Origin of the sequence: Streptomyces zhaozhouensis (assembly GCF_900230195.1) — a bacterium.
GTDB classification, from domain to species: Bacteria; Actinomycetota; Actinomycetes; order Streptomycetales; family Streptomycetaceae; genus Streptomyces; species Streptomyces zhaozhouensis.
Map to the genome: position 1 here is coordinate 67,621 of NZ_OCNE01000019.1, position 14,824 is coordinate 82,444.

A 14,824-nucleotide genomic window follows, 5' to 3' on the forward strand; every position below is an offset into this window, starting at 1 on the left:
GTCCACACTCATCTAACCGAGTGACACCGCGTTAAGACACTGCCTCGCCACGACAAAGTCTGTCCGCGACCCGTCAAAGCCGCGCGGGCGCGCGGGTTGGCGGGCCGGCGCACGTCATCTCACGTGCGCCGCCCGCTGCTTCGGCGGTCCCCGTTCCCCAACGCGCGCCCCCTCACGCGGCGTGTCGCGCGACGTCTCACGCCCGGCGCGCGGCTCCGCTCACGCGCGCCGGGCAGCCGCCGCGTAGAGCGCGATGCCGGCCGCGACACCGGCGTTCAGCGACTCGGCGCCGCCGGGCATCGGAATGCGGACACGCAGGTCGCAGGTCTCCCCCACCAGTCGGGAGAGCCCCTTGCCCTCGCTGCCCACGACGATCGCCACCGGACCGTCCAACGCGTCGAGGTCCGTCAACTCGGCCTCGCCGTCGGCCGCGAGGCCCACCACGAAGACCCCCGCCCGCTGGTACGCCTGGAGCGCGCGCGTGAGGTTGGTGGCCCTGGCCACCGGAGTGGTCGCCGCCGTCCCGGCCGAGGTCTTCCACGCGGACGCCGTCATCCCCGCCGCCCTGCGCTCGGGCACCACGACCCCGTGCCCGCCGAAGGCGGCCGTCGAACGGACCACGGCGCCCAGGTTCCGCGGGTCGGTGACCCCGTCCAGCACCATGATCAACGGGTCGCGGCCCGAGTCGGCCGCAGCCCCCAGCAGGTCGTCCGGGTGGGCGTAGTCGTACGGCGGGACCTGGAGCGCGAGCCCCTGGTGGTTGAGGCCGGCGGTGAGCCGGTCCAGCTCGGGCTTGGGCGCCTCGACGAGGTGCAGGTCCGGCCTGGCCACGGCGAGCTTGACCGCGTCGGTGACCCGGTCGTCGCTCTCCAGGAACTGCTGGACGTACAGCGCGTTCGCCGGCACCCCGGCGCGCAGCGCCTCCAGCACCGGGTTGCGCCCAACGACCAGCTCGTTCGCCGACTTCTGGCCGCGCCTGGCGCCCTGGCGGGACGCCTGCTGACGCGCCTTGACCTCGGCGGCGCGCTTCTTGGCGTGGCCGGTGCGCATCTCGGCGGGCGGCGTGGGCCCCTTGCCCCGCAGACCGCGGCGGCGCTGTCCGCCGCTCCCGATCTGGGGGCCCTTCTTGTTGCTGGTGCGACGGTTGGGATTGCCTGGCATGGAAGTCTCGTGTTCTGTGTGGGCGTCGGGGCTCGGCGGTCAGCCGAGCTCCCAGCGGGGGCCGTTGGGGGTGTCCTCGATGACCAGTCCGGCCGACTTCAGCTGGTCCCTGATGGCGTCGGCGGTGCCGTAGTCCTTGCGGGCGCGCGCGGCCTGCCGCTGGTCGAGGACGAGCGCCACCAGCGTGTCCACCACCCCGGTCAGCTCGGCGCCCCGCGTGCCGCCGCCGGTCCAGGCCGGGTCGAGCGGGTCCAGGCCGAGCACCCCGAGCATCGCCCTGACCTGGGCGATCAGGGCGGTCAGCGACTCCTTGTCGCCCTCGGCCAGGGCGGCGTTGCCCTGGCGCACGGTGGTGTGCACGGCGGCCAGGGCCTGGGGGACGCCGAAGTCCTCGTCCATCGCGGCGGCGAAGTCCTCGGGCACCTCCCCGGCCGGCGGGACCTCGCCCGCCTGCTCGGTGCCGCGCTGGAGGAAGCCCTCGATCCTGGCGAAGGCGGTCTCCGCCTCGGCCAGCGCTCCCTCGCTGTAGTCGATGGCGGAGCGGTAGTGCGGGGTGCCCAGGTAGTAGCGGAGCACGATGGGACGCCAGCGCCTGACCATCTCGGAGACCAGCACCGAGTTCCCCAGCGACTTGCTCATCTTCTCGCCGCCGATGGTGAGCCAGGCGTTGTGCACCCAGTAGCTCGCGAACGGGTCGCCGTACGCCTTGGACTGGGCGATCTCGTTCTCGTGGTGCGGGAAGACCAGGTCGATCCCGCCGCCGTGGATGTCGAACGCCGGGCCGAGGTACTTGTGCACCATGGCCGAGCACTCCAGGTGCCAGCCGGGGCGGCCGGGGCCCCAGGGGGTCTCCCAGCTGGGCTCGCCCGGCCTGGTCGCCTTCCACAGCGCGAAGTCGCGCGGGTCGCGCTTGCCCGTCTCGCCCTCGCCGGCCGGCTGGAGCAGTTGGTCCAACTCCTGGTTGGAGAGCTGGAGATAGCCGGGGTAGCTCCGCACGTCGAAGTAGACGTTGCCGTCCGCCGGATAGGCGTGACCGCTGCCGATCAACGCGCGCATCATCTCGATCATCTCCGGCACATGGCCGGTCGCCCGCGGCTCGTAGTCGGGCGGCAGGCAGCCGAGAACGTCGTAGGCGGCACCGAAGGCCCGCTCGTTCTCGTAGCCGATCGCCCACCAGGGGCGGCCCTGCTCGGCGCTCTTCGCGATGATCTTGTCGTCGATGTCGGTGACGTTGCGGACGAAGGTGACGTCGTACCCCCGGTAGGCGAACCACCGGCGCATGATGTCGAAGTTCAGTCCCGACCTGATGTGACCGATGTGCGGGGGTGCCTGCACCGTGGCGCCACAGAGGTAGATCGAGACGCAGCCGGGCCGAAGCGGGCTGAAGTCACGGATCTGCCGGCTGCTGGTGTCATACAGGCGAATGGTCACGCCTCAAGAGTAGTAGGCGGCCGGGCCGCCCCGCGCCCCCCGGGCGCGGGGCCAGGGGCCTCAGCCGGCGGGCGGCGGGAGCACCAGCGCGGTCGCCACGGCGGCCAGCCCCTCGGCACGGCCGGTCAGCCCCAGACCGTCGGTCGTGGTACCGGAGACGGAGACCGGCGCGCCCGCCGCCTCGGAGAGCGCGCGCTGCGCCTCCGCGCGCCGGGTGCCGATCTTCGGGCGGACGCCGATCACCTGGATCGCCACGTTGCCGATCGTGAAACCGGCGGCGCCGACGATCCGGGCGGCCTCGCCCAGCAGCGCCGTTCCCGAGGCGCCGGCCCACTCGGGCCGGTCCGTGCCGAAGTGCGCGCCGAGGTCGCCGAGCCCCGCTGCGGAGAACAGCGCGTCGCACGCGGCGTGCGCGGCCACGTCCCCGTCCGAGTGCCCGGCCAGCCCGAAGCGGGCGTCCGGCCAGTGCAGCCCGGCGCACCACAGCGGGCGCCCGGCCTCGAAGGCGTGCACGTCGGTGCCGATCCCGGTCCTGGGCAGGGGCAGCGCGTGAAGGTGCGGCTCAGTAGCCATCGTTGATCCTCCGCCGGGCCAGCACGGCCTCGGCAAGCAGCAGGTCCAGCGGCCTGGTGACCTTGAACGCCTCCTCGTGGCCCGGCACCAGCACGACCTCCACGCCCATCCGTTCGACGAGGCCGGCGTCGTCGGTCGCCAGGTCGGAGGTGGCGGCCTCGTGCGCGGCGAGCAGCGTCGCGCGGTCGAAGCCCTGGGGCGTCTGCACGGCACGGAGCAGGGCGCGTTCCGGGGTGGCGACCACGGGCTCCGGCTCGCCGGGGGCGCCGGGGTGGGCGATCGCCTTGACCGTGTCGGTCACGGGCAGCGCGGGGACCACGGCGGGGGCGCCGGCGCGCACCGCCGCGGTGACCGCGTCCACGGTCTCCACCGGGACGAGCGGCCGCGCCGCGTCATGCACCAACACCACCCCCACGGACTCGGGCAGCGCGGCGAGGCCCAGCCGCACCGACTCCTGGCGGGTGGCGCCGCCGGCGACCACCGCCTGCTCGACGCCGGGCGGCGGCGGGTGCTCGTCGAGCAACGAGCGGACCAGCGCGACCTGTTCGGCCGGGGCGACCACGACGACCAGCGCGATCGTCCGGCCCCTGGCCATGGCGCGCACCGCGTGGACCAACATGGGCGTGCCGCCGAGCGGGCGGAGCGCCTTGGGCGCCCCGGGGCCGAGCCGCAGGCCGAGCCCGGCCGCCGGGATCACGGCCGCGGCGGGCGCGGGCGGCGTCCCCTCGGGGGGCGGCTCCGCGGTGAACTCTTCGATGAACGGGGTGACATCTGACATTGATGACCGGTGCAGGTTTGCTCTCAGGGCGGGAATGGGTATGGCCTGAGCGTGCCGGGCTCACACGACTGGTCCCTTCCGTGACAACCGGTCGTAGCGAAGCTTCACCAGCCCGGCACACTTCTGGCACCGATCAGCAGGGTCGACCGCGACAGCCGGCGACGAGATGGGACCGTACGAGGGCGTGAGCCGGCGGCACGTGAGGGCCGGGCGGTCTTCGGCCTTCGCTCTTCGGACACGTGGGAATGCTCCCAGGTCCGCACGTGCCACAGCGCCCGTGACGGTATGGGGCATACCTGCGGGCGCTGTGGCACGTGATGTCGTCATACGTTCATGACGCCGGCGAGAGAAAGCCGGAAAACGAAGAGGCGCGTGCCGTACGGCACTTCTCAGGAAGCGAGAACCTCGTCCAGCAGCGACTCGGCCTTGTCCTCGTTGGTGGACTCGGCCAGGGCCAGCTCGCTGACCAGAATCTGCCGGGCCTTGGCGAGCATACGCTTCTCACCTGCGGAGAGGCCGCGCTCACGCTCGCGACGCCACAGGTCGCGGACGACCTCGGCGACCTTGATGACATCGCCGGAGGCGAGCTTCTCAAGATTGGCCTTGTAACGGCGCGACCAGTTCGTCGGCTCCTCCGCGTACGGGGCGCGCAGCACCTCGAAGACCCGGTCCAGTCCGTCCTGACCAACCACGTCGCGCACACCGACGAGTTCGGCGTTTTCCGCCGGCACACGCACTTCAAGGTCGCCCTGAGCGACCTTGAGCACCAGGTAAGTCTTGTCCACGCCTTTAATCTGGCGAGTTTCAATGGCCTCGATCAGCGCGGCGCCGTGATGGGGATAGACCACGGTGTCGCCAACCTTGAACGTCATGTGACAGGTACCCCTTCCGTGGCTCTCCATCCTAACACGGCGGAACGCGCCTTTGAATGACGTTTCCGCAGGTCAGGCCGCATCTCGGGGGTTGACAAGGGCGCCAGTGACGTGCTTCGGGCGCGCCTCGGCGGCGGGTATCCGCAGGTGGGGGCCCGGTTTGCCAAACCTGGAAGTTCTGGCCGGACGGCCGGAGACAAGGGAAAGAAGTTCCCCCGAAGATGGAAAGCTGTCCGTTTTGTCACGGTTGACAGAATGGCCGTGCTCGGTGTGTCCCGGAACCCGAAGAATTGATCAACGGAAAGCCTCTTGATCGCCATTTCACTTCGCCGGAGACCGGCCCGGGTGCAGGACCGTCCGAGTGACTCGGTACCCTGAGGCGGCCGAAGTAGATCATCCAGACCGTCCGAGGAGATGCCGCCGCCGTGAGCAGCAGCCTTCGACGCGGCGTGGCCGCCGCATTCTTCGCGTTCCCGCTGTTCGCGGCGACGGCCTGCGGGGCCGGAGTCGACGCGGAGACCAACAACGTCCGACCGGACAACGCGTCCGCCCATGTCGACGACATCAAGGTGCAGAGCGTCAACGTCATCCTGCCGGAGGGCGAGGACCGCGCCGGGCTGAGCGCCCGGCTCATCAACAACGGCACCGAGGACCAGACCCTGGAGGCCATCGGCCTCGGCGACTCGGGCCAACGGCTGGAGCTGACCCCCGCCGAGGGTGAGACCAGCGTCACCGTGCCGGCCGGCGGCTCCGTCGCGCTGGGCGGCGAGGGCAACGCGACGGCCGTCGTCGCCGACACCGAGGCGGCGGAGGTGCGGCTGGGCAACGCGCAGCAGCTCGTCTTCCTGCTGAGCGAGACCGGCGAGATCGACCTCTCGGCGCGGGTGGTGCCGGCCTCCGGCGCGTTCGCCTACTACGAGGCGTGGGCGCCGCCGGCCGAGGAGATCCCCGTGGAGGAGGAGCCGGGCACCGAGGACGGCACCGAGGGCGCTGAGGGCACCGAGGACGAGGAAGGCGCCGAGGGCACCGAGGGTGCCGGGGACGCCGAAGGCGATGCCGCCGACGAGGGCGCTGAGGGCACCGAAGGCACCGAAGGTGCGGAGGGCGCCGGGGACGACGCCGGCGCCGGCACCGAGGAGGAGGCGGACGCCGACGCCCAGGGTGACGGCGCCGCCGCCGACGGTGTGGACGCGCAGGACTGACCGCGCTGACCGCGGATCGCGGTTCGCTTCATCGCCGGGTCACGGACGGCAGCCGTCCGGGGCCCGGCGATCGCGTGGCGGGGGTCGGCCCCCGCGCCCCTCGTCGGCCCGGGGGCGTCGGGGAGCGCGGGGAAGGGGCCGTCAGGGCTCGAACTTGTAGCCGAGGCCGCGCACCGTGACCAGGTAGCGGGGGGCGCCGGGGTCCGGTTCGATCTTGGCGCGCAGCCGCTTCACATGGACGTCCAGGGTCTTGGTGTCGCCGACGTAGTCGGCGCCCCAGACGCGGTCGATCAGCTGCATCCTGGTCAGCACGCGGCCGGCGTTGCGCAGCAGCATCGCCAGCAGGTCGAACTCCTTGAGCGGCAGGTCGACCTTCCGTCCGGCGACGGTGACCACATGGCGGTCGACGTCCATCCGGACGGGCCCGGCCTCCAGGGCGATCGGGCTCTCCTCCTCCGACTCCCCCCTGCGACGCAGCACCGCACGGATGCGGGCCACCAGTTCGCGGGACGAGAAGGGTTTGGTCACGTAGTCGTCGGCTCCTATCTCCAGGCCGACGACCTTGTCGATCTCACTGTCCTTCGCGGTCACCATGATGACCGGGACGTTGGAACGGCCACGCAGCTGGCGGCAGACCTCGGTGCCGGGAAGCCCGGGCAACATGAGGTCGAGCAGCACCAGGTCGGCGCCGTTGCGCTCGAACTCGTCCAGCCCCTCGGGCCCCGTGGCCGCCGTGGCGACCTCGAAGCCCTCCTTGCGGAGCATGTACGACAGCGCGTCGCTGAACGACTCCTCGTCCTCGACGACGAGCACTCGGGTCACGGGAGGGCCTCCCGGGCGGTTTCGTTGGTGCGGGTGGACTGGGTGTCCGCCTGGCCGTCGGCCTCGGGGGCGAGCTCGGCCTGTTCGGGGAACTCGGCGGGTTCGTGCAGGGTGCCGCCGAGGCCGTCCCGGTCCCGGCGGACGGCCAGATGGCGTTCTCGGGCGCTGCCGGGTTCCGGCAGGCGCAGGGTGAAGGTGGAGCCCTGGCCCTCGGCGCTCCAGACGAGGACCTCCCCGCCGTGCGAGGCGGCCACGTGCTTGACGATGGCCAGGCCGAGTCCGGTGCCGCCGGTGGCGCGGGAGCGCGCGGGGTCGACGCGGTAGAAGCGTTCGAAGATCCGCTGCCGGTCGGTCTCGGGGATGCCGATGCCCTGGTCGGTGACGGCGATCTCGACCTGCTCCCCGCCGGCCGAGGCCACCAGGGAGCCGGCGATGGCGACCCGGGTGTGCGGGGGGCTGTAGTTGACCGCGTTCTCCACCAGGTTGCCCAGGGCGGCGGCGAGCTGGCCGCGGTTGCCCCAGACGGAGAGGTCGGCGGTGCCTCCGGAGGCGATGGTGATCCCCTTGCCGTCGGCCTGCTGCCGGCAGCGGTCGATCGCCTCGGTCACCAGCTCCTCGACGGAGACCAGCTCCGCCTGGCTGAGCATGTCGTTGTCCTGGACCCGGGAGAGGTCGATCAGCTCCTGGATCAGGTTGGTCAGCCGGGTCGCCTCGTTCTGCATCCGGCCGGCGAAGCGGGTGACGGCCTCCGGGTCGTCCGCCGCGTCGAGCACCGCCTCGGAGAGAAGGGAGAGCGCGCCGGCCGGGGTCTTCAGCTCGTGGCTGACGTTGGCGACGAAGTCCCTGCGGACCGCCTCGATCCTGCGGGCCTCGGTGAGGTCCTCGACCAGCAGCAGCACCAGGCGGGCGCCGAGCGGGGCGGAGCGTGCGGAGACGGCGAGCAGGTCGGCGCGGCCTGGACGGTCGCGGCGCGGGAGGTCAAGCTCCAGCTGCCGGATCTCGCCGTCCCTGCGGGTGTCCCTGGCCATCTTGAGCATCGGCTCGACGGCCAGCCGGCCGCCCCTGACCAGACCCAGCGCGTAGGCGGCCGAGCTGGCCTTGAGCACGGCGTCGCACTCGTCCAGCACGACCGCGGAGGAGCGGAGCACGGAGAGGACGGTGTCGACGCCGGGCGGGAGCGTGGGCTCCGGCGGTTGCGCGCCGCGCGGGGGACGTCCGCGCCGTTCGCGCTCGCTGAGCCGGAACGCCAGCATGGCGACCACGCCGGTGCACAGACCGGCGATCGCCGCCACTGCGGCGACCGCCGCGTTCACGTCCATATCCTCAGGTTATGCCGCGCGGGCCCGGTGCCACAGGGCTGACCGAAGATGCTCGTCCGGACGCCTGGGAGAGTTCACCTTGGTGACAGCGATGGTTCACTTGACGGGGCGGAAACGGCTGCTTTCCGGACAGAGCGTGAGACGCGGCAAGCTATGTGTTCGGGATGTGTCGGGTGAGGAAGGACAGTCATGCGTGACGCGTACCACGAGGAACTGGATGCGATCAGCGACAGCCTGGTCGAGATGGCGCGGTTCGTCGGCTCCGCGATAGGGCGGGCCACGACCGCGATGCTGGACGCCGACCTGCGGCTGGCCGAGAACGTGATCGAGGCCGACGACAAGGTCGACGAGATGCACCGCGACCTGGAGAACGCGGCGATCGCGCTGCTGGCGCGGCAGCAGCCGGTCGCCACCGATCTGCGGATCGTGGTGACCAGCCTGCGGATGAGCGCCGACCTGGAGCGCTGTGGCGACCTGGCGCAGCACGTGGCGAAGGTGGCGCGGCTGCGCTTCCCCGACTCGGCCGTGCCGCGCGACCTGTCGGCGACCATCCTGGAGATGGGGCAGTTGGCGCAGCGGCTGATGGCCAAGGCCACGGAGGTGCTGCTGACCAAGGACGTCGAGCTGGCGATGCAGTTGGAGCAGGACGACGACGAGATGGACTCGTTGCACCGGACGCTCTTCAGCCATCTGCTGGACGACCGGTGGAACCACGGCATCGAGACCGCCGTGGACGTGACGCTGCTGGGGCGTTACTACGAGCGGTTCGCCGACCACGCGGTGTCGATCGCGCGGCGGGTGGTGTTCCTGGTCACGGGGGAGCACGCGGACGAGTTCACGCCGGAGCCGGAGGCGGGTGCCTGAGTCTCGCGCGCCGTCGGGTTCGCGCGGGGGCGCACGCCCGCGCGCTGCCGCTGCGCCGTTGACGCTCCCGGGTGGTGCGGACATCCAATGAGGGGGACACACCGCCGAAGAGGGGACTCACCCATGGCCGTCTCTCCGACCCCACCGGGCGCCTGTGGCTGCGGCTCCGGCTGTAGCTGCGGCTGCCAGTCGGGCTCCTCCTGCCAGTGCGGAGGCAACTGCGGCTGACGCGCGCGAGCCCCTGTCGTCGCCCGCGCGCGGGCGACGACAGGGGCTCGTCCGTGTCGGGGCCCGGCTACTTCTTGCCCTGGTTGGCCACGGCGGCGATGGCGTCCTTGGCCGCCTCGGGGTCGAGGTAGCGACCGCCGGGGGTCAGGGGGCGGTAGTCGGCGTCCAGCTCGTAGAGGAGCGGGATGCCGGTGGGGATGTTCAGCCCGACGATGGCCTCGTCGGAGACGCCGTCGAGGTGCTTGACCAGCGCGCGCAGGCTGTTGCCGTGGGCGGCGACGAGGACGGTGCGGCCGGCGTCGAGGTCGGGGACGATCGTGTCGTACCAGTAGGGCAGCATCCGCTCGACGACGTCCTTGAGGCACTCGGTGCGCGGACGCAGCTCGCTGGGGATGCCGCCGTAGCGCGGGTCGTCGCTCTGCGACCACTCGGCGCCGTCGGCCAGCTCGGGCGGCGGGGTGTCGTAGGAGCGGCGCCACTTCATGAACTGCTCCTCGCCGAACTCGGCGAGGGTGGCCGCCTTGTCCTTGCCCTGGAGCGCGCCGTAGTGGCGCTCGTTCAGCCGCCAGGAGCGGTGGACCGGCAGCCAGGCGCGGTCGGCGGCGTCCAGCGCCAGGTTGGCGGTGCGGATGGCCCGCTTGAGCAGCGAGGTGTGCAGCACGTCGGGCAGCAGCCCGGCGTCCTTCAGCAGCTCACCGCCGCGAACGGCCTCCTTCTCGCCCTTCTCGGTGAGGTTGACGTCCACCCACCCGGTGAAGAGGTTCTTCGCGTTCCAGTCGCTCTCGCCATGGCGGAGCAGGATCAGCTTGTACGGTGCGTCGGCCATGTGCCGAGCGTAGACGAGCGTCCGGAGGCGGAAACCCGGCCCCCGGACGCCGCTTGGTGCAGAGTGGAAAAATGCGGGCAATCCTCCGTTCCGTCCTCGACGGGCTCCGCCGGATGCGCGGGCGGGCCTTCGGGTCGGTGCTCAGCGGGCGCAGCGTGGTCGGCCAGATGTTCATCATCCAGCTGGTCATCGTCCTGCTGCTGGCCGCGTCCGCCGTGACCGCGCTGATCCTCCAGTCCCGCAGCGACAAGACGCACGCCGCGATCCAGCGCAGCCTCAGCGCGGCCGAGGCGTTCGCCAACGGGCCCGGCCTGGTCGAGGCGCTGGAGTCCGAGGACCCCACCCGGCTGCTCCAGCCGCGCGCCGAGGCCGCGAGGAAGGGCTCCGACGTCGACTTCATCGTGGTGCTCGACTACGAGGGCGTCCGCTACACCCACCCGAAGACCGACCGGATCGGCAAGAAGTTCGTCGGCAGCCTCGACCCCGTGCGCGCCGGGGAGACCGTCACCGAGTCGCTGGAGGGCACGCTCGGCCCGCTGCACCAGGCGACCGTTCCCGTGGAGGACGAGAACGGCGAGACCGTCGGGATGGTCAGCGCCGGCGTCACCGTCCGGACCGTGAACCTGCTGATCTCCGACGAGCTGCCGCTGGCCGTCGGCTCGGCGCTGGTGGCCGTCGCGCTGGTCACCGGCGGGACCGCGCTGGTCAGCCGGCGCCTGCTGCGGCAGACCAGGGGCCTGGGCCCGGCCGAGATCACCCGCATGTACGAGCACCACGACGCGGTGCTGCACGCGGTGCGCGAGGGCGTGCTGATCCTCGACACCGAGCAGCGGCTGACGCTGGTGAACGAGGAGGCGGAACGGCTCCTCCAGCTCGGGCGGGACGCGACCGGGAGGCGCGTGGACGAGCTGGGCCTGGACCGCAGGACGGTGCGGCTGCTGGCCTCCGACCGGGAGGCGACCGACGAGGTGCACCTCTGGGGCGACCGGCTGATCACCGTCAACCACCGGCTGATCCACGACGGCGGCGACCGTCCGGGCACGGTCACCACGCTGCGGGACACCACCGAGATGCGGGTGCTCAGCGGGCAGGCCGAGGCCGCCCAGCGCAGGCTGGCGCTGCTCTACCGCGCCAGCGTCGCCATCGGCACCACGCTGGACGTGCGGCGGACCGCCGAGGAGCTGACCGAGGTGGCGGTGCCCGACTTCGCCGACCTCGTCAGCGTGGACCTCGCCCAGGCGGTGCTGCGCGGCGAGGAGGCCGTCGGCGCGGAGGAACGGGTCCGGCGAGCCGCCGTCGGCCCCCCTGGCTCGGCCGCGCCGCTGCACCCGGCGGGCACGCCCTTCCGGCTGGAGGGCGACGCGCCGCAGGTCGCGGAGCTGCTGTCCGGCCGGCCCGTGCTGACCGCCGACCTGGCGGCCGAGGAGTGGTGGCGCTGCGGCGACGGCGCCTTCGCGCGGCGGACGCTGGACGCCGGGCTGCACTCGTTGATCACCGCGCCGCTGGTCTCGCGGGGCGTGGTCGTCGGCCTCGCCGGCTTCTGGCGCGGCCCCGACCGGCCGGAACCGTTCGACATGGACGACCTGTCGCTGGCCGAGGAGCTGGCCGCGCGGACCGCCGTCTGCGTGGAGAACGCGCGCCGGTACACCAGGGAACACGACATGACGGAGGCGCTCCAGCGCAGCCTGCTGCCCACGGATGTGCCGCCGCAGTCGGCCGTCGTCGCCGCCTCCCGGTACCTGCCGGCGCAGGCGGGCGTCGGCGGGGACTTCTTCGACGTGATCCCGCTGTCGGGGGCGCGGGTCGCGCTCGTCGTCGGCGACATCGTCGGCCACGGCCTGCACGCGGCCGTCACGATGGGACTGCTGCGCGGGGCGGTGCACAACTTCGCGGCGCTGGACCTGACGGCCGAGGACCTGCTGGGGCGGCTCGACGAGCTGGCCGAGCGCAGCGAGGAGAACGGCGGCCTCGACCCGACCGGCCCGATCACCGGCGCCACCTGCCTGTACGCGATCTACGACCCGGTGGACGGCCGCTGCGTGCTGGGCCGCGCCGGGCATCTGCCGCCGGTGCTGGCCTACCCGGACGGCACCGTGGAACTCCCCGACCTGCCGGCCCACCCGCCGCTGGGCGTGGGTGTGGGGATGCCGTTCGAGACCGTCACGCTCGAACTGCCGGAGGGCACCAGGATCGGGCTCTACACGGACGGGCTGGTGGAGTCGCGGGACCGTGACATCGACGAGGGGCTGGCGCGGCTCGGCCGCGTCCTGGCCGACGCCCCCGCGGCACCGGCACCGGCCTGCGAGGCGGTGCTGGCCGCGATGCTGCCCGCGCATCCCACGGACGACGTGGCGCTGCTGATCGCCAGGACGCGCAGGCTCGCGCCGGACCGTGTCGCCGAGTGGGAGGTCCCGGAGGACTCCTCGGCGGTCCCGGCCAGCCGGGTCAGGGTCGCGGAGGCGATGGCCGGCTGGGGACTGGACTCGGCCGCGTTCGGTACGGCGCTGATCGTCACGGAGCTGGTGACGAACGCGCTGCGGCACGGCGTAGGACCGATCCGGGTGCGGCTGCTGCGCGACCGGTCGCTGATCTGCGAGGTGTCGGACCGCAGCGGCACCTCACCGCACGTCCGCAACGCGGCGATGACGGACGAGGGCGGGCGGGGGCTCTTCCTGGTCTCCCACTACGCGCACCGGTGGGGGACGCGGCACGGCAGGGAGGGCAAGGTCATCTGGGCCGAACAGCGGGTGCCTCCGGCGGCTTCGGGGTGAAGCGACGGCGGTGGCGGTCGGTCAGGGTGGGTTGTCGACCGCACCCCGGTGACCGGGGCGAGGACGGCCTCGGAGCCGCACCGTCCGGGTGGGGTGCCGCTACCGGCCCTCGGTCAGGTGGCGGAAGGCGTCCAGGTTGCGGGTGGACTCGCCGCGCGCCACCCGCCACGCGTGCTCGCGGCGGATCGCGGACGCGAACCCCAGCTCCAGCAGCGTGTTGAACGAGCCGTCCGCGTTCTCCAGCACCACCCCCAGCAGCCGGTCGACCTCCGCCGGTGTGATCGACGCCAGCGGCAGCCGCCCCGTCAGATAGACGTCGCCGAGCCGGTCGACGGCGTAGGCCACGCCGTAGAGACGGGTGTTGCGCTCCAGCAGCCAGCGGTAGACCGCCTCGTGGTTCTCGTCGGGGCGACGCACCACGAACGCGTTGACGGACAGCGCGTGTTGCCCGACCACCAGGGAGCAGGTGGTGGTGAGCTTGCGGGTGCCGGGCAGCGAGACCACGTAGTGGCCGGGGTCCGGGCTCTCCCAGTCCGCGCCGGCTTCACGCAGCGCCTCCTCGATCGCGCGGGCCGGGTCCTGGGTCGCGTCCTGGGTCGTCGCGGGGTCTGCGTCAGCCATGCGCCGATCGTAGGCCGGACGCGGCGAAGCGCCGCTCCTCACGCGCGGCCCCGTACACCTCCAGGGTCTCCCGCGCCGCCGTGCCCCAGCCGAACCGCTCCGCGCGCCGCTGCGCCGCCTCGCCGAGCCGGTCGGCGAGCCCGGGGTGGTCGCAGAAGCGGCGCAGCGCGCCGGCGAACTCCGCCGGGTCGTGGCCGTCGATCAGGAACCCCGTCTCCCCCTCCCCCACGATCACCGGCAGCCCGCCGACGGCCGCCGCCACCACCGGCGTGCCGCACGCCTGCGCCTCGGCCGCGACCAGCCCGAACGACTCGCTGTAGGACGGCATCACCAGCGCGCTGGCCGCCCGGTACCAGTCGGCGAGCCGGTCCTGGGCGACCGGCGGCCGGAACCGCACCAGGTCGGCGATGCCGAGCCGCACCGCGAGCTTCCGCAGGCGTTCCGGGCGGGCCAGGCCCGTGCCGCTGGGCCCGCCCACGATCGGCACCACCAGCCGTTCGCGCAGCCCCGGATCGGCGTCGACCAGTTCGCGCACGGCGTGCAGCAGGATGTCGGGCCCCTTCAACGGCTGGATGCGCCCCGCGAAGAGCAGCACCACGGCGTCCTCCGGCAGCCCCAGCCGGCGGCGGGCGGCCGCCCGGCCGTCGGCGGGACGGAACACCTCCAGGTTGACCCCCGGGTGGACGACGCTGGTGCGCGCCGGGTCGGCGTCGTAGTGGCGCACCAACTGGCCGGCCTCCTCCGCCGTGTTGGCGATCAGCCGGTCGGCGGCGCGCACGACCTGGGTCTCGCCGATCTCCCTGGCGGCCGGCTCGGGGGTGTCGCCGGTGGCCAGCGCCGCGTTCTTCACCTTGGCCATGGTGTGCATGGCGTGCACCAGCGGGACGCCCCAGCGCTCGGCGGCCAGCCAGCCGACGTGCCCGGAGAGCCAGTAGTGCGAGTGCACCAGGTCGAAGTAGCCGGGCGCCCTCGCCGCCCAGACCTGGGTCACCCCGTGGGTGAACGCGCAGAGCTGCGCCGGCAGCTCCTCCTTGCTCAGCCCTTCGTAGGGGCCGGCGTCGATGTGCCGCACCAGGACGCCGGGGGCCAGCTCGACGCAGGGGTCGAGGCCGCCCTCGGTGGCCCGCGTGAAGACCTCGACCTCGGTACCGAGCGCGGCAAGCTGGCGGGCCAACTCGACGATGTAGACGTTCATCCCGCCCGCGTCACCGGTGCCCGGCTGGTGGAGCGGTGACGTGTGCACACTGAACATCGCTACCCGGCGGATGTGCGGCACAGGGGCTCCTCGAACGAAGGTGGCGGCGGACCTCCCCGGTACAACCGTGCGACGTGCGCGGCTGTTCCCGCGCGCGGGTT

12 protein-coding genes and 1 pseudogene are annotated in these 14,824 nt (G+C 72.7%); 3 read left to right on the forward strand and 10 right to left on the reverse strand.

Features of this window, described 5'->3' with window-relative positions; all coding sequences use genetic code 11:
• Positions 1 to 219: 219 nt before the first annotated feature.
• The 5 genes from rlmB to CRP51_RS22715 form a co-directional block, all read right to left on the reverse strand.
• Complete coding sequence (gene rlmB, locus CRP51_RS22695) at positions 220 to 1,161, reverse strand: 23S rRNA (guanosine(2251)-2'-O)-methyltransferase RlmB (RefSeq protein ID WP_097233168.1); 942 nt, start codon at positions 1,159 to 1,161, stop codon at positions 220 to 222.
• 39 nt (positions 1,162 to 1,200) lie between these two features.
• Complete coding sequence (gene cysS / locus CRP51_RS22700; protein ID WP_097233169.1) at positions 1,201 to 2,592, reverse strand: cysteine--tRNA ligase; 1,392 nt, start codon at positions 2,590 to 2,592, stop codon at positions 1,201 to 1,203.
• Between the two features lie 60 nt (positions 2,593 to 2,652).
• Positions 2,653 to 3,165, reverse strand: a complete 513-nt coding sequence (ispF, locus tag CRP51_RS22705) for a 2-C-methyl-D-erythritol 2,4-cyclodiphosphate synthase (protein ID WP_097233170.1) — start codon at positions 3,163 to 3,165, stop codon at positions 2,653 to 2,655.
• The gene (gene ispD, locus CRP51_RS22710; protein WP_097233171.1) at positions 3,155 to 3,943 is read right to left on the reverse strand and encodes a 2-C-methyl-D-erythritol 4-phosphate cytidylyltransferase; all 789 of its coding nucleotides are present in this window, start codon (positions 3,941 to 3,943) and stop codon (positions 3,155 to 3,157) included. Before ispD ends, ispF begins: the two co-directional genes overlap by 11 nt.
• Before the next feature lie 389 nt (positions 3,944 to 4,332).
• Positions 4,333 to 4,815, reverse strand: coding sequence for a CarD family transcriptional regulator (locus CRP51_RS22715; protein ID WP_097233172.1), 483 nt, complete (start codon positions 4,813 to 4,815; stop codon positions 4,333 to 4,335).
• A 425-nt stretch (positions 4,816 to 5,240) separates the two neighbouring features.
• Here CRP51_RS22715 and CRP51_RS22725 point away from each other — a divergent pair, with 425 nt between their 5' ends.
• Positions 5,241 to 6,017, forward strand: a complete 777-nt coding sequence (locus CRP51_RS22725) for a DUF461 domain-containing protein (RefSeq protein ID WP_097233173.1) — start codon at positions 5,241 to 5,243, stop codon at positions 6,015 to 6,017.
• 141 nt (positions 6,018 to 6,158) lie between these two features.
• On the opposite strand, the gene phoP is transcribed toward CRP51_RS22725, so the two are convergent.
• Together phoP and phoR are read right to left on the reverse strand one after the other, a co-directional pair.
• Entirely contained in the window at positions 6,159 to 6,839 is a 681-nt protein-coding gene (gene phoP, locus CRP51_RS22730) for a two-component system response regulator PhoP (protein ID WP_097233174.1), read from the reverse strand.
• Complete coding sequence (gene phoR, locus CRP51_RS22735) at positions 6,836 to 8,158, reverse strand: two-component system sensor histidine kinase PhoR (protein ID WP_097233175.1); 1,323 nt, start codon at positions 8,156 to 8,158, stop codon at positions 6,836 to 6,838. Before phoR ends, phoP begins: the two co-directional genes overlap by 4 nt.
• A 189-nt stretch (positions 8,159 to 8,347) precedes the next feature.
• Here phoR and phoU point away from each other — a divergent pair, with 189 nt between their 5' ends.
• The gene (gene phoU / locus CRP51_RS22740) at positions 8,348 to 9,022 is read left to right on the forward strand and encodes a phosphate signaling complex protein PhoU (protein WP_097233176.1); all 675 of its coding nucleotides are present in this window, start codon (positions 8,348 to 8,350) and stop codon (positions 9,020 to 9,022) included.
• A 295-nt stretch (positions 9,023 to 9,317) separates the two neighbouring features.
• On the opposite strand, the gene CRP51_RS22745 is transcribed toward phoU, so the two are convergent.
• Positions 9,318 to 10,076, reverse strand: a complete 759-nt coding sequence (locus CRP51_RS22745) for a phosphoglyceromutase (RefSeq protein ID WP_097233177.1) — start codon at positions 10,074 to 10,076, stop codon at positions 9,318 to 9,320.
• 71 nt (positions 10,077 to 10,147) lie between these two features.
• On the opposite strand from CRP51_RS22745, the gene CRP51_RS22750 reads away from it, so the two are divergent.
• Entirely contained in the window at positions 10,148 to 12,847 is a 2,700-nt protein-coding gene (locus CRP51_RS22750) for a SpoIIE family protein phosphatase (RefSeq protein ID WP_245880751.1), read from the forward strand.
• 99 nt (positions 12,848 to 12,946) lie between these two features.
• On the opposite strand, the gene CRP51_RS22755 is transcribed toward CRP51_RS22750, so the two are convergent.
• Both CRP51_RS22755 and mshA read right to left on the reverse strand, forming a co-directional pair.
• Positions 12,947 to 13,468: a type III secretion system chaperone family protein gene (locus tag CRP51_RS22755; RefSeq protein ID WP_097233178.1), complete on the reverse strand. Its 522-nt coding sequence runs from the start codon at positions 13,466 to 13,468 to the stop codon at positions 12,947 to 12,949.
• Positions 13,461 to 14,813, reverse strand: a pseudogene (mshA, locus tag CRP51_RS22760) (D-inositol-3-phosphate glycosyltransferase); the annotation flags it as partial. The gene CRP51_RS22755 and the pseudogene mshA, both read right to left, overlap by 8 nt.
• Between the last annotated feature and the right edge of the window lie 11 nt (positions 14,814 to 14,824).

Excerpts from the sequence above, each read along its gene's own strand:
- rlmB (WP_097233168.1), bottom strand. The coding sequence starts at position 1,161 with ATGCCAGGCAATCCCAACCGTCGCACCAGCAACAAGAAGGGCCCCCAG.
- ispF (WP_097233170.1), bottom strand. The coding sequence starts at position 3,165 with ATGGCTACTGAGCCGCACCTTCACGCGCTGCCCCTGCCCAGGACCGGG.
- ispD (WP_097233171.1), bottom strand. The coding sequence starts at position 3,943 with ATGTCAGATGTCACCCCGTTCATCGAAGAGTTCACCGCGGAGCCGCCC.
- CRP51_RS22715 (WP_097233172.1), bottom strand. The coding sequence starts at position 4,815 with ATGACGTTCAAGGTTGGCGACACCGTGGTCTATCCCCATCACGGCGCC.
- phoR (WP_097233175.1), bottom strand. The coding sequence starts at position 8,158 with ATGGACGTGAACGCGGCGGTCGCCGCAGTGGCGGCGATCGCCGGTCTG.
- phoU (WP_097233176.1), top strand. The coding sequence starts at position 8,348 with ATGCGTGACGCGTACCACGAGGAACTGGATGCGATCAGCGACAGCCTG.
- CRP51_RS22745 (WP_097233177.1), bottom strand. The coding sequence starts at position 10,076 with ATGGCCGACGCACCGTACAAGCTGATCCTGCTCCGCCATGGCGAGAGC.
- CRP51_RS22750 (WP_245880751.1), top strand. The coding sequence starts at position 10,148 with ATGCGGGCAATCCTCCGTTCCGTCCTCGACGGGCTCCGCCGGATGCGC.
- CRP51_RS22755 (WP_097233178.1), bottom strand. The coding sequence starts at position 13,468 with ATGGCTGACGCAGACCCCGCGACGACCCAGGACGCGACCCAGGACCCG.